We start from the raw sequence: 13,221 nt of genomic DNA, 5'->3' as shown, positions 1-13,221 counted from the left end.
TTGGAAAGAAGATTTTGCCAGGTCGATGCCGATGATATTAAGGTTAAGCATGTATGGGCTCCTTTCGCTGTTAGAGCGGTTGTGGTGACTTAACTCTAGCCCCTTAGGGGAGGGAGGAGTCCATACATCGCGCACGCTGGGGTCCAGTGACTTTCCTACTCGGGCCCACCTAAAACCACAGACACTGGATTGCGGTATTCGCCACAATGACACCCCTCCCGTCTCCCCGGCGCACGCCGGGGGCCAGCGGCTTTCCTACTCGAATCCCGACTAAAACCACAGACGCTGGATTGCGGCGTTCGCCACAATGACGGTGCTAAGGGGAACCAAATAGCAATGAATAGAACCTCTGCGAATCTGCAGCTTCAACTAAAAACAGCGACGAAGTGATCCCCTATCCTATTGCACAATCGTCTCCCCGGCGCACGCCGGGGTCCAGTGGCTTTCCTGTGCCTCCCCCAAGTCAAAGACTCTGGATTGCGGCGTTCGCCACAATGACGGTGCGAGGGGCAACCCTATGACATTGAATGAGCGCCCTGCGAACCTGACACTAAGGCAAAGAGCATACTCTACGCCCACCTACAGCCACCTCCGCTGGCCACTACAACGTACCTTGGCTGCCACACGCACAATCGTCTCCCCGGCGCACGCCGGGGTCCAGTGACTTTCCTGCTCGAGGCCGCCGAAAACCACAGACACTGGATCGCGGCGTTCGCCACAATGACGCTGCTAAGCCGCACTCTTGCGGGCGCTGCGGCCTACCATGGCATCGGTGCGAATGCAGTTGCGCCCCGCCTCCTTGGCCTCATACAGGGCGATGTCGGCACGCTTGATGGTATCTTCAAAACTGGCATCACTGGGCTCAGCCTGGGCCAGGCCAATGGACACCGTGATGGGCTGTGGCGGCACCTCTGCCCCTCCGGCGCCCAGGCGCCCTACTCTGCCCTTGGACTCAGGGGAACGGATGCGAAACGGATAGGCGGCAATGGACATGCGCACCTCAGCCAGGGCGGCGAGGCAGGTAGCCCGGTCCGCCGTGGGAAACAGAATGGTGAACTCCTCACCGCCGTAACGAAACGCCACTCCACCCGCACCGATGCGGTTCAGCCTCTGAGCCACCATCCTCAACACATGATCGCCGACGTCATGACCAAAGGTATCGTTGAAACGCTTGAAGTGGTCGATGTCCACCATGGCCAGCTGATAGCGCCCGCCTCGGCCACTCAGCACCGCACTGAGGCGGCGGCGATTACGGATTTCGGTCAGAGGGTCGTAATAGACCACCTGAAATCCATGAAACAGCAGCAGGGTCCACAGCGCCAACCCCAGGTAGGTGAACACCAGGGAGGAGAAACCGGAGATGTCGTAGTTGCTGAACAGCAGTGCCAGGGCACTCAGGCACAGCAGGGCGGCGGAGTCCCCCTTATCCTGGTTGCGGTACTGGGTCAGGGCACAGATGCCGAGGTAGAGCACAATCAGCAGCAGCGCCAGCCAGGGGGCCGGGTACCCTCCCAGCCCGTCCATCAGCGACTCCAGCATCCTGCGCTCAAGGTCCGGCGAATACTGGTGCAGCCACAACAGCAATCCGCAGGGAGCCAGGGAGAGGGGCGTAGCCAGGTAGTAACCGTCGAACAGCCAGTGGTCCGGCAGTTGGTCGTAGAGGAAGATCAGCAGCGGGGTCAGCAGGCACAGCTCCCAGAACAGCAGTTCACTGTTATGACCGGGCTGCAGCACCATCAGATGGTTGCGACACACGGTGTAGAGCACCAGGCACAGCAACACCATCAGGCTGAACTTCTTCAGCCCATAGATGTAGGCGGTCACCCCGGCGGCGCCCAGCAGTATCCAGGGCAGGTACACCAGCAGCCAGCGTACCCCCACACCCACCCGGGTTTGCCAGTCGGGCAATATGGCTGCCACCACCAGCATCAACAGCGCCAGGCCCAGCTGTAATTGACGATGAGACATCGCTTCCAATGCTCCGTGTCCCACCCTTTGGCCTGCACCAAAGTGAGTGCGTTAAGGAGCGCCCCCGTATATTCAGACCCCGACAGATGGTCACCCACATGTCATCAATAGGACACAAAAGCGACACCTTTCGTCCGGGTCTGAAGGCCCACCGCAAAAAGGAATCACCAGCGGAACCGGCTGTCCTCGGCATCGATTAAGACTTCATTGATGATTTGTATTATTCCGCGCCTTTTCACAGGAGTATGCTGACGGCAGATTTCGCACCCGGTTACTCCCATGGCTCATCTGGACGGACGCAACTACTACCGTGCCCTGACCGCCCTTACCCTGGCGGCCATGGTGGTGTTCTGCAACCTGTATGTGGCTCAGCCTATGCTGCCGCAGCTGGCCGACACCTTCGGCCTGGACGCCTCCACCGCCAACTGGCTGCACGCCGGTGCCCCGCTGGCCCTGGCCCTGTCGCTGATCCCCTGGGCCATGCTCTCCGACGCCCTGGGCCGACGCCCCATCATGCTGCTCTCCCTGGCCAGCCTGCCGCTCATTAACCTGGCGATTCTCACCAGCAACCAGGTGGAGTGGTTCATCGCCCTGCGCATCCTCCACGGCGTGATGCTGGCTGGCTTTGTGGCGGTGGCCGCCGCCTGGATGTCGGAAGAGATCGGCGCCGCCCGGCTGCCCGCAGCCATGGGCAGCTATGTGGCTGCCAACGCCGTGGGCGGCCTCAGCGGCCGACTGGTGGGTGGCCTGGCCAGCCAGTTCGACAGCTGGCAGGTGCCCTTCATCACCCTGGTGGTGCTGAGCTGCGCCGCCGCCCTGATGCTGTGGTGGATGCTGCCCAGGCAGCAGAACTTTCAGAGTGTCACTCCATCGCTGAAATGCGCCTGGCACGGACTGATGGACCATCTGCACAACAAGCAGCTGCAACCCGCCTTCCTGATCGCCGGCATCACCTTCGGTACCTTCGTCAACCTGTTTACCGTGCTCGGCTTCCAGCTGTCCCAGGCCCCCTGGAACCTGACCACCGCCCAGCTCTCCCTGCTGTTCTGCACCTATCTGGCGGGCAGCGTCTCCGCCCAGCTCTCCGGCCGCTGGTTGCGTTACTACACCGCCCCGGCGGGAATGCAAACCGGCGCCCTGTTCCTGATCATGGGCACGGTGATCACCCTGTCCCACGATCTGTCGGTGATCGTTCTGGGGCTGCTGCTGTGTTCGGTGGGTTTTTTCCAGGTGCACAGCCTGGCCTACTCCTGGGTGGGCAAACAGGCCACCAGAGAGCGGGCCAAAGCCAGCTCTCTCTATCTGGTGCACTACTATCTGGGGGCCAGCCTGGGCGGATTCGTGCTGCTGCCCATCTGGCAATTGGGAGGTTGGCCGCTGGTGGTGGCCAGCAGCCTGGTCAGCTACGCCCTGGTGGTGTTGCTGGCGCACAAACTGCAACTGCGCGCTCGAGTTGAATCGACCGCCTGATTAAGGCTCGCCCTCTAGGCATCCAGCTCCTTGGTGCGTACGGTCAGTACGTCACACTTCACATGGTTGAGCACCACATTCACGGTGGAGCCCAGCAGGCGACGCAGACCGGAATGGCCGTGGGAGCCCATCACCAGCAGGTCGATATCCAGCTCCTTCACCGCCTTCTCAATCTCACCGGGGGCCTTGCCCTCTCGAACCAGCAGGTGCTTGTCACCCAGATCCCCGCCAAGTTGCGCCAGTTTCTCCTGGGAGCGGCGATTGAGATCCTGCTTAAACTCCTTCAGGTGACCACTGAAGCTGGCCGCCTCAAACAGATAGAGATCGGACAGCGACTCGTCCACATGCAGCAGGAAGAGTTCGGCATTGTTGTCGGCGGCAATGCGCTTGCCCTTGGCCACCAGCCGCTCGTTATCGTCGTGAAAATCTAGCGGAATGAGTACCTTCTTATAGTTACACATAGTCAGCCTCCCTTTTTCACTCGCTTCGGGCCTTGGTTGAAGCCCGGCTCAGAAACTCAGCTTATCCCTACTAATTGTAGGTGAAGGGCCAAAGTTTCACTGACTCGAAGCCAAGCCACTCTCCCTGGCCTAGATACAAAAGAGCGGACCTTGGCCCGCTCTCTGTTCACTCGCAATCACCCAATCAAGGCACCAGCACGACACCTATTCGCGGATACGCACGGTCAGCACGTCGCAATCAACGTGGTTCAGGACAGTGTTGGCGGTGGAACCCAGCAGACGCTGCAGGCCGGAGTGCCCATGAGTCCCCATCACAATCAAGTCGATGTCCAGTTCGCGAACCACATCTTCAATCTCGGTGGCCGCCTTACCTTCGCGGATCAGCTGCTCGGCATCACCAACGCCCATCTCCTCGGCAAAGTTGCCCAGACGTACGTGGGATTCACTGCGGATCTTGTCTTTAAAGGCTTCCAGTTCATCGCCGAAGCTCACGGCTTCAAAGGTGTAGATGCCGGCCATCGGCTCATTGACGTGCAGCAAGTACACACTGGCGCCATTAATTTCGGCCAAGGCCTTACCCTTAGCGATGATTTGGTCGTTGTCGCTGTGGAAATCTAACGGAATCAATACTTTTTTATACGCTTTCATCCTGACTCTCCTTCTGCGCTCCTGGTGGGCCGTGCCTTGATAGGCACTCCATTGGCGAATCTTTCGCCACAGTTCCATAGCACCATAGCCCCAACGACCCAACCATGATCTCCATCAACCTCTCCCCCTACTTCACAGGACCTTTGTTCATGTGAAACGGCTTGACGGCATGGCGTTTTCTTAGCCAAACGCACCGGTGGAAGGTTCAGGCGGATGACAAGCCTTGCGCCCTTGGATATACTCATCGGCCTAGTTGGGTGCAAACCTGACCAAAACAATTAGGCCCCTTAGCTCAGTTGGTTAGAGCAGGCGACTCATAATCGCTTGGTCGTGGGTTCAAGTCCCCCAGGGGCCACCATATTTCGAAAAGGCGCACGGAGAGATCCTGGCGCCTTTTTCGTTTCTATATAAAGACTACTCGACGCTCACTGGCTAACTACCGAGCACCGAACTGAGCACTCTCATCAACAAAGCCCCTTCTGCTACCAGTCTCTGCCAGATTTTGGAATACCTACTCGCTCCTTAAGGTACTCTCAGCCCCAAAGCACAGCCACTGACAATCGACATAAAAGTTAGGTATTTCAGTCAATTGTGTGATCGATGACATCGAACAGTCACTTGCGTATATGCAAGTATCTAAAAATGGATCTTTTGCGTAGATAACAAACACAACATGGAAGAGTTCAAATTAAGGAAATCAGGAAGAATCAAAGGTCTCAAAAGGCTCCTTCGAAGTCTCACTTATGATGATATCCAAGAGGCCATTGCTGAGTATGAGCATTTAGAAGGAAACATTAAGTCTTATCACCAGTCTACTGGCTATGACCTTATCGCTAACAATAAAGCATACCCTCCCAAAGCCATCTTTGGCCTTGCTGCTAGTAAGCACTTAGGGCAGAGCGTCCTTTCTCGTCACTTTACCGGAGGAGAGAATTCAGAGTGTTTTGATATTCTGCGAGCTCTTGGAAGCAAAATCAAACCCAAAACAGAAAGTAAAAGCCTTAACATCCATCACGCCTACACTAGGAAACAGGTGTGTAATATTCTATCTCCAAAGACACATTTTAAATCTGGTGCCGGACATTGGGGTCTCCATGGCATCATTAGGGTGAAAACAGAATCAAATGACTTTGTTCTCTTCGTAACCTTGTCACAATATGACGGTAACGACTACGACGATGCTATCACCGAAGACGGTTATTTGCTTTGGAAATCTCAAAATCAACATAACCAAGATTCTGAGGTTATCCAGCATCTCGTACAGCACAACCACAACCAAAACAACATTTATCTTTTCGTACGAGCACAAAAAAGCGAGGATTATACATATTTTGGGCCGCTAGCTCTTCAAGACTGGGATCCTTCATCTAATCATCCGGTTCACCTACAATGGCAAATTCTCTGTTGGCCATTAAAAAGGAGTTAATGGAAGAGATACAGTTGAAACTTAGACCTCCTCTGATATCGACTTATAAACCTTTGTTGCCATTACCAGAAAACGTACACCTCAAAGAACAAGATGTTCCGTCATCGAGTAGCTTCAGAAACAATCTCCCCCCTAGCACCGTGAGTGCGCCAAACTGGGCTCAAATACAGGAGCACAATAGAGAGCTTGGCCTAAGAGGCGAGGAGTTAGTACTTAAACATGAGAAGAAGTTGCTTCAAGATGCAGGTCGAAATGATCTTGCAGATCGAGTTGAACACATTGCTCTAACTGACTCTGCAGCAGGTTATGACCTGCTATCCTTCGATGATAAGGGGCAACCCAAGTATATTGAAGTAAAGACAACTCGTAAATCTAGCCAAACACCTTTCTACATTTCAAGTAATGAAGTTGAGCGTTCTAAAAAGTACGGACAATCTTATTGGATTTATCGCTTATTTAATTATGGCTCAAACTCAGAAGAGATCTGCTTTTTCAAATTACGAGGACCTGCTGACGAATCCTTGATGCTCGAAGCAAATTCGTACAAGGCAATAGCAAAGAACAAAAACTAGTTTTGTTTCTGGGAAATATAACCCTTAAGGAATAATGCACTGGAGGTTGTATCTACAAGCTCCAGTGCCTTTGAGTGTATTTAAGACATCTCAACTAACCATTGCAAGCACAACCTTTCGGTTTAGTACAGGTGTAAGATTTTTTAATGCAGCTATCACCGCATGCTTTACCTTTCTTGCAAATTTTGCAGCATTTCTTACTTAATGCCAAATCTACAATCTCGCTTTCCTTATTAGCTACATTCAGTGTAGGCAATGATTGCTGAAGCTGAACAACCAATGAATCTCGCTCACCCTCATTACTAAGCAGCTCATTTGCACTCAACACTTGGGCAGAACAAGCCAACCAAACAACTAGAGGGAATATCCACTTTCCAACTAACTTCATTCTCTTACTCCTATCACACTACTCATAGCAGTTAACTACTCACTGGGAAAAGCTCACCACTCACTCAACAGCAGCCGACTTTTCAACCCAGCACTTTGCAGCCCCATCGCCTCGTAAACTGCATCAAACTCTCTGCAGCCAGCGGGAAGGCTTGGCAGAGATACCTGTGCTTGAGCAAAGAACTGATTCCGCTCTCCATCCTCCTGGAATGCCGCTTGCCACCACTCAAGCACTCGTGTTCGTGACTGATTCAATCTCTTTGTGTTGGGCAGCTTGTCGGATTTGCTGGTGTTCTCTCTGGCCGTTGCGGGCAGCAGATTCCAGCGATCGTTGTTAGGCCAATGGGCAAAGGGAAGGCAGTGATCGACGTGGGCGCTCTGGGGACTCACCGATTGGCCACTCCAGACACTCTTCAGTGGGTAGCCCTCCTGATGCAAGGACACCATCTTGTCCCGAATGGCACTGGTATCATGCTTAGCATCCACCCACTTGAGATGCTCATAGTAATCGCCGAGGGTTACCGGGTTATCTGTGCGCAACTCCTGCTGCTGGTTGCACTTGTAGCGCCGCATTTCACGGACCCACTCTTGGGTCACCAAGGGCTCAATCCAGCTGTGGTAGGTCCTTAGACAATCCCATAAGCTCTCTTCCAGAATGAAACTGCCGTAACTGGCGAAGTAGTGATTATCGAGAAGCACGGCGCCTTTGCTGCGATGGATACTGCGATCTATGGCAAACAAGGGCCGAGACCGGTCCCCCCGGTAGGTGAAAGTGACCGGCCCCTCCTTGATGGTTTTGAGAACATCCTGAAAGGCTGCTTTTAGGGCTTCAGCTTCCTCTTGATTGAGAAAGGCCCCCACCATCAGGTCATCCGGACCCAGATGACGCTGCGCCAACGCAATCCACCCCTTCTTGATAAAACCAAGCTTCTCATTGGTCAAAGGATGTTGGTGTAAGCCGCCGATATTGCACAAACGCATAAATTGGCGAGTCCAATAGAGCGCCACCAGCCCCACAGGAATCGCCACCTTGCAGTCACTGCGATCAAGAACACAGCCAGGATGCGCGTCGGCGATACGAAGGAGCGTTCTCAGAAGGGCCAGCTTATATGTGGCAGACTTGCTGTCGTTGAGGATCACCTGACGGATGGTGGCCAGGTTATCGCTGCCGTCTTCTGGCTTGCTCATTACAACGGTCTGCCAGGTAACCTGACTGCGCCCCAGCTCATCACTTTGTTTCTCGGTGGCCAGCTTCATCACCAAGCCGTGATGCCTGGCCAACTTCTCCAACTCCTCAGCCGACACGGCATGGCCACTGCGGCTGTCTTCAAAGTCGCCATGACGCAGGGAGATGATCAGTTGGGCACCGGGATTAAGCAGGTTGGCCATTTTGCGAAAGGCGCGGGCACGCTCAGAGGGGGCAATGTGCATCCACACCGCACTGGCCAGAATGAGGTCGAACCGCATCCCCAGCTTAGTGACCTCGGCAAAGTCCGGCAGCGAGTCCGTTATCCAATTCACCGGTAGGTCTTGGGTATTGAGCTTGCCTATGGTTTTGAGTGCTGCGGTCGGCTCTACCGCAACCACTTGCGCGCCTCGCTCTGCCAGCCATTTGGCATCACGACCACTCCCCGCGCCAATGTCTAAGGCAAACAGATCCTGGCAGCTTTCATTCGGCCAGAAGCTCTCCCAGGCTTTGTGCACCTGCTTGAATGACACGCTGTCATAGCTGGTCGCCAACGATTCGGCGTTGGTTTCGTAAAACTTGGCGGTTAGGGCATCCATTCCTACAGGCTCGCGACGATATACGGCAGAGAGTACAAACTCCCAATCTACGGTAATTGGCACTATTTTCCAGTGACTTACACCAAATAATGATGTGCAAATTTAGCCAAACTGCAGCAACACCTTGTTACCACCGGGACGCACACCGACACACAATTAGAGCTAGTCTGAAAGTGTGTGACGTCACCCTTAGCGTTCCTCGCACTCAGAATCCCCCCGGCCCATACGGCCGGGTCTTTTTTTGCCATTGGCCGAATCCTGCAGGCTCTCCTATAACTTAGGTATGATCACTGAAGGAGAGCCATACATGAGCCATGGAGAAAAAGCCGGTGACCGTGAACGCCGGGAAAAAGATCGCCGCAGCCATATGGAGCGTCGCGGGGAAGTTCGATTTGAAGACGAGAAGGGAGATCGCCGGCACCTGACCGGGCGTCGAACCGAAGACCGAATTACATCGAAAGTCATTGCCTAGGGGCAACAGAGAAAAGGCACTGTTCTACAGTGCCTTTCTTATTCTGAAGCACCTCTTGCCTTAGATTAAAGCTGAACTTTCCTGAGCTTGCGCCATTTCCTGCCTATACTCCTTATCTCTCTGACCATGGTTGTTATAACCAGCCACAGGAGTTTGCTATGAAACCGGCGCTACCACGAATGAATAAGTTATCGCTGACGGCAACACTGTTCTCCCTCTGCTTAAGCACCAACCTCCATGCCGAAGGCAATGAGATGCTGCTGCCCGCCGTGGGCAGCCAGGCGATCATCGATGCCCAGCTCAACGGCAACAAAATACGCATCTCGGGGACCGGTCTGCATACCCTGCCGGCCCTGCCCGGCAGCATCACCATCGACCTGAACCCTGGCGAAACCATCGAGCGGGTGCTGCTCTACTGGCAGGTGTTCGATGAAGACACCGCCTACGACGTCGACATCGACGTAGAGCGCATGGGCGATGGCTTTGCCAACATGGTGACCGGCCAGATAATTGGCGAGTACGTCGAAGGCTTCGGCGGCTCGCCCGACCTGGCGTTCTACAACGCCTACAGCGCTACCATCCGCGCCGACATCACCGATCTCAACCTGATTCAACCCGGCAGCAACACCCTGCTGATCTCCGGCCTGGACCAGATTGCCCTGCCTGACCCCAACTTCGGTGACGATGGCCGTAACGGTGCCGGTGTGCTGCTGATCTACTCCGACGACTCTGGCGATGGCGTGCAGCTGCTCGATGGCCACGATGCCGCCTGGTGGGAACGCAACTACCCGGGCACCGACAAGTTCTCCGAGACCCTAGGCTCTACCGTACCGGTGCGCTTCCAGTTTGAGCCCGCCAGTGTTGAGCGCTTCGCTGCTCTCTCCATGTTTGTCTCCAGTGTCGAAGGCAGCGGTCAGACCGGCGACGACCGCCCCTCAGTGGTGGTCATTCGCCCCGGCGGCGATCCGGCCGATGAGATTCGCGATGCCAATGCGCTGATGAGCAACCGCGGTGAGGAGTGGGACGACTATCTGAAGATGGTGCCCATCCCCGCTGGCGTGGATTACGTGGAGGTGGAAATCCTCTCCGAGACCGACCCCTATGTGGATCCCCTGAGCGTGTTGAACCCAGACGGCTCCAAGACCATCGATCCGGCCTCCTTCGTGTGGCTAGCTGCAGGCCTGACGACTCCGACTCCAGTAGAGAACGTGTGTGAATGTCGGCCTAAAGCGATCACCTTTACCTATGTAGGGGGCAGCTGCGCCGCATCCGATAACGATCAGGGTGAAGAGTTCAAGTGTATGGGCGACCTTAACTTCGCCGAGCCGGTGAGCGTCACCACCTTTGCCCACAAGTTCAACCTGGGTGACACCCAGAGAGACATCGCTGTCACCACACCCATGGTCTCCCTGGGCGGTGCCGTGACCGTGGTGGCCGACGGTACCGGTGGACGTGCAGGACGACTGCCGCCGCAAACCAAGCTGCTGCTGCAGGTGAACGGCACCATGCAGACCCTGGACATCCACACCTCCTGTTCACTGCCGCTGAATACCGGGGACCAGTTCGGCCCTCTGGTATTGCAGAGCTTTGTTCAGGGTGATCAGTGTGGTCGCGACTGACTAACATGGCGGCTCCGAATTAAGGAGCCGCCTTACCCCTGCGTAACATCTGACCACAACAACACAGCCGCTCACACTTTCACCGGCACAACTGCCAGGAACATGACCCTGGCCTCTGGTGTTCACCCTGCGTTTGCCTAGTATGTGGATACCCTCTGCACACTGGGCAACTCTATGAATAGAAGACAATTTATCTCTGCCAGCTTGGCCGTAGCCACTTCTGCTTCCCTGCCGCTGTATGCCTCGGCCGATCACAGGCAGTTTCGGGTCATCGCCCTGGTGTTCGACGACTATGAGACTCTGGATCTGCACGGTCCGGTAGAGATGCTGGGGCACATGGAGGGCTGCACCATCGAGTTGGTGGGCAGTCGTTCCATTACCCGCAGCTACCAGGGGCCCAAGGTGGTCAGCGATCTGTCCATGGACCAGGTGCACCCTTGCGACCTGTTCCTCATTCCCGGAGGCCTGGGCACCCGTAAGCTGGTGAATGACCAGGAGCTGCTGACCTGGATAACCCAGCAGTGCCAGGTGTCTGCCAAGGTGTTCACCGTCTGCACCGGCTCCGCCCTGTTGGCGAGTACACCGCTGCTTGATGGCGTATCTGCCACCACCAACAAACAGGCCTACGCCTGGGCGACTCACCTTAATGCCAAGGTACAGTGGCAACCACGGGCCCGCTGGGTCAATCAGGGCAAGTACATCACCTCTTCCGGTGTCTCCGCCGGCACCGACGCCGCCCTGGAACTGATTCGTCTCTACCGGGGTGAGAAGGAAGCCAAGCGCATCGCCAACCTTGCCGAGTACCAATGGAACAGTGATGCAGACAATGACCCCTTCGCCGTTGAGATATCGCCGCTCTGACGCGTACACCTCCATGACCCGGCTACACTGACAAACAGGCTTTCAAGGAGCGAAAGCCACAGCGGACATGGAGGTCTCTATGAAGCAGCACTCATTGGCCCTGGCTCTGGGGCTGACTCTCGCCTTTGGCCACTATCCCTTCACGGCCGGCGCCCTGGAACCCAAGCTGATGCTGGCCAGTAACTATCACGGCCAGATAGATCTCTCTCAATATCTGGTCAGCGAGAAGCTCGATGGGGTTCGCGCCTACTGGACCGGCAGTCAGTTACTCTCTCGCAGTGGCAAACCCATACAGGCGCCGCAGTGGTTTACCGCCGACCTGCCCGCCCTGGAGTTGGAGGGAGAGCTGTGGATAGGCCGGGGTCAGTTTGAAACCCTGCTGTCAGTGGTACGCGACCAGAAGCCTGATGACCTGCAGTGGCGTTTAGTACAGCTTCAGCTGTTCGACATGCCCGGGGTGATGCAGCCGTTCTGGCAACGCCATGAGCGCCTGCAAGCCATCGCCAAGGCCGTAGGCCAGCCCCACATCCAAGTGCTCGCTCAGAGGCCCATAGCCAACGAGGAGGAGCTGAAATCGACCCTGGAGCAGCTCGCCAACAGCGGCGGTGAAGGGTTGATGCTGCACCATAAGGACAATCCCTACCTACCGGGTCGAACCGGCAACCTGATCAAATACAAGAGCTATTCCGATGCCGAGGCGGTGGTGCTCAGCCATTTGCCCGGTAAAGGTAAATACACCGGCATGATGGGCTCGCTGCTGGTGGAGACCCCAGACGGCATCAAGTTTCGCATAGGCACAGGCTTCAGCGACGCCGAGCGCTTAAAGCCCCCTGAAGTAGGATCGGTGATCACCTTCAGATACAACGGCCGGACCGAACGCGGCATCCCCCGCTTCGCCCGCTATATGCGCCGTCACCCAATGCTGTAGTGGTCGTTGGAGGAGCGCATGAAAAAGGGGGGCTCAGAAACAGCGTCATGCATGCGAAGGCCGGTATTCAGAATCTTTGGTTTTGAAGAGGTTCAAGAAAGCCACTGGACCCTGGCGTGCGCCAGGGAGACGATTGTGCGTGAGGAAAGTACGGAGCTTTGTTGCTGCCTTCTGCGCAGTTTCAGGTTCGCAGGAGGTCTAACTCCAACCTAATGCGGTTCCCCCCAGCACCGTCATGCCGGCGCACGCCGGTATCCAGAGTCTTTGATTTAAGCGACGAAAGAAAGCTACTGGACCCTGGCCTGCGCCAGGGAGACGATTGTGCGTATGGGGCGGGGAGAGCTTCGTTGACCTGACCAAGCAACCTGGAAGTTATAAACAGCAGAAACGAAAAAAGCCTGAGCGTTAGCTCAGGCTTCTTCGAAAATGTTGGCGGAGTGATGGGACTCAACGCGCACGGCCAGTGCCGCGACCAATCTGCGCAGCAGATTCCGCGAGCGGATAAACGAAAAAAGCCTGAGCGTTAACTCAGGCTTCTTCGATTTGTTGGCGGAGTGGACGGGACTCGAACCCGCGACCCCCGGCGTGACAGGCCGGTATTCTAACCAACTGAACTACCACTCC

The 13,221-nt window shown here is 55.6% G+C and carries 12 protein-coding genes and 2 tRNA genes; 8 read left to right on the top strand and 6 right to left on the bottom strand.

Annotated features, from left to right (window positions below; genetic code table 11):
* Positions 1–729 precede the first annotated feature (729 nt).
* Positions 730–1,968: a GGDEF domain-containing protein gene (locus ACN0RV_RS19280; protein WP_417350160.1), complete on the bottom strand. Its 1,239-nt coding sequence runs from the start codon at positions 1,966–1,968 to the stop codon at positions 730–732.
* A gap of 279 nt (positions 1,969–2,247) precedes the next feature.
* On the opposite strand from ACN0RV_RS19280, the gene ACN0RV_RS19275 reads away from it, so the two are divergent.
* Entirely contained in the window at positions 2,248–3,438 is a 1,191-nt protein-coding gene (locus ACN0RV_RS19275; protein ID WP_417350159.1) for an MFS transporter, read from the top strand.
* A 14-nt stretch (positions 3,439–3,452) separates the two neighbouring features.
* Here the strand turns inward: ACN0RV_RS19275 and ACN0RV_RS19270 are convergent, their stop codons facing one another.
* Together ACN0RV_RS19270 and ACN0RV_RS19265 are read right to left on the bottom strand one after the other, a co-directional pair.
* Entirely contained in the window at positions 3,453–3,899 is a 447-nt protein-coding gene (locus ACN0RV_RS19270) for a universal stress protein (RefSeq protein ID WP_417350158.1), read from the bottom strand.
* Between the two features lie 204 nt (positions 3,900–4,103).
* Positions 4,104–4,547, bottom strand: a complete 444-nt coding sequence (locus ACN0RV_RS19265) for a universal stress protein (RefSeq protein ID WP_417350157.1) — start codon at positions 4,545–4,547, stop codon at positions 4,104–4,106.
* A 281-nt stretch (positions 4,548–4,828) separates the two neighbouring features.
* Between ACN0RV_RS19265 and ACN0RV_RS19260 the strand changes: the two genes are divergently transcribed.
* From ACN0RV_RS19260 to ACN0RV_RS19250, 3 genes are all read left to right on the top strand, one after another.
* Positions 4,829–4,905 (top strand) — tRNA-Ile (locus tag ACN0RV_RS19260).
* A gap of 315 nt (positions 4,906–5,220) precedes the next feature.
* Positions 5,221–5,973, top strand: coding sequence for a DUF3427 domain-containing protein (locus tag ACN0RV_RS19255; RefSeq protein ID WP_417350156.1), 753 nt, complete (start codon positions 5,221–5,223; stop codon positions 5,971–5,973).
* Positions 5,973–6,545 carry a DUF3883 domain-containing protein gene (locus tag ACN0RV_RS19250; RefSeq protein ID WP_417350155.1) on the top strand — a complete coding sequence of 191 codons (573 nt, stop codon included), beginning with the start codon at positions 5,973–5,975 and terminating at the stop codon, positions 6,543–6,545. Before ACN0RV_RS19255 ends, ACN0RV_RS19250 begins: the two co-directional genes overlap by 1 nt.
* A 94-nt stretch (positions 6,546–6,639) precedes the next feature.
* Here the strand turns inward: ACN0RV_RS19250 and ACN0RV_RS19245 are convergent, their stop codons facing one another.
* On the bottom strand, positions 6,640–6,933 hold the full coding sequence (locus tag ACN0RV_RS19245; RefSeq protein WP_417350154.1) for a hypothetical protein: 294 nt from the start codon (positions 6,931–6,933) through the stop codon (positions 6,640–6,642).
* A 53-nt stretch (positions 6,934–6,986) separates the two neighbouring features.
* Positions 6,987–8,717 carry a methyltransferase domain-containing protein gene (locus tag ACN0RV_RS19240; RefSeq protein WP_417350153.1) on the bottom strand — a complete coding sequence of 577 codons (1,731 nt, stop codon included), beginning with the start codon at positions 8,715–8,717 and terminating at the stop codon, positions 6,987–6,989.
* A gap of 307 nt (positions 8,718–9,024) precedes the next feature.
* On the opposite strand from ACN0RV_RS19240, the gene ACN0RV_RS19235 reads away from it, so the two are divergent.
* From ACN0RV_RS19235 to ACN0RV_RS19220, 4 genes are all read left to right on the top strand, one after another.
* Complete coding sequence (locus ACN0RV_RS19235; protein WP_286341314.1) at positions 9,025–9,189, top strand: hypothetical protein; 165 nt, start codon at positions 9,025–9,027, stop codon at positions 9,187–9,189.
* Positions 9,190–9,347: 158 nt separating this feature from the next.
* Positions 9,348–10,808 (top strand): hypothetical protein, encoded by a 1,461-nt coding sequence (locus ACN0RV_RS19230; protein ID WP_417350152.1) that lies wholly within the window; start codon positions 9,348–9,350, stop codon positions 10,806–10,808.
* 174 nt (positions 10,809–10,982) lie between these two features.
* On the top strand, positions 10,983–11,669 hold the full coding sequence (locus tag ACN0RV_RS19225; RefSeq protein ID WP_417350151.1) for a DJ-1/PfpI family protein: 687 nt from the start codon (positions 10,983–10,985) through the stop codon (positions 11,667–11,669).
* A gap of 79 nt (positions 11,670–11,748) precedes the next feature.
* Positions 11,749–12,597, top strand: coding sequence for a DNA ligase (locus ACN0RV_RS19220; protein WP_417350150.1), 849 nt, complete (start codon positions 11,749–11,751; stop codon positions 12,595–12,597).
* Between the two features lie 547 nt (positions 12,598–13,144).
* On the opposite strand, the gene ACN0RV_RS19215 is transcribed toward ACN0RV_RS19220, so the two are convergent.
* Positions 13,145–13,221, bottom strand: a tRNA-Asp gene (locus ACN0RV_RS19215).

Origin of the sequence: Ferrimonas sp. (assembly GCF_048263965.1) — a bacterium.
Taxonomy (GTDB): domain Bacteria; phylum Pseudomonadota; class Gammaproteobacteria; order Enterobacterales; family Shewanellaceae; genus Ferrimonas.
The sequence above is the reverse complement of the archived record's forward strand: the minus strand, read 5'-3'. Positions and strand labels throughout refer to the sequence as shown.

Bases quoted from the DNA above. Each gene is read 5' to 3' on its own strand.
- ACN0RV_RS19280 (WP_417350160.1), bottom strand. From the start codon at position 1,968: ATGTCTCATCGTCAATTACAGCTGGGCCTGGCGCTGTTGATGCTGGTG.
- ACN0RV_RS19275 (WP_417350159.1), top strand. From the start codon at position 2,248: ATGGCTCATCTGGACGGACGCAACTACTACCGTGCCCTGACCGCCCTT.
- ACN0RV_RS19270 (WP_417350158.1), bottom strand. From the start codon at position 3,899: ATGTGTAACTATAAGAAGGTACTCATTCCGCTAGATTTTCACGACGAT.
- ACN0RV_RS19265 (WP_417350157.1), bottom strand. From the start codon at position 4,547: ATGAAAGCGTATAAAAAAGTATTGATTCCGTTAGATTTCCACAGCGAC.
- ACN0RV_RS19255 (WP_417350156.1), top strand. From the start codon at position 5,221: ATGGAAGAGTTCAAATTAAGGAAATCAGGAAGAATCAAAGGTCTCAAA.
- ACN0RV_RS19250 (WP_417350155.1), top strand. From the start codon at position 5,973: ATGGAAGAGATACAGTTGAAACTTAGACCTCCTCTGATATCGACTTAT.
- ACN0RV_RS19245 (WP_417350154.1), bottom strand. From the start codon at position 6,933: ATGAAGTTAGTTGGAAAGTGGATATTCCCTCTAGTTGTTTGGTTGGCT.
- ACN0RV_RS19240 (WP_417350153.1), bottom strand. From the start codon at position 8,717: ATGGATGCCCTAACCGCCAAGTTTTACGAAACCAACGCCGAATCGTTG.
- ACN0RV_RS19235 (WP_286341314.1), top strand. From the start codon at position 9,025: ATGAGCCATGGAGAAAAAGCCGGTGACCGTGAACGCCGGGAAAAAGAT.
- ACN0RV_RS19230 (WP_417350152.1), top strand. From the start codon at position 9,348: ATGAAACCGGCGCTACCACGAATGAATAAGTTATCGCTGACGGCAACA.
- ACN0RV_RS19225 (WP_417350151.1), top strand. From the start codon at position 10,983: ATGAATAGAAGACAATTTATCTCTGCCAGCTTGGCCGTAGCCACTTCT.
- ACN0RV_RS19220 (WP_417350150.1), top strand. From the start codon at position 11,749: ATGAAGCAGCACTCATTGGCCCTGGCTCTGGGGCTGACTCTCGCCTTT.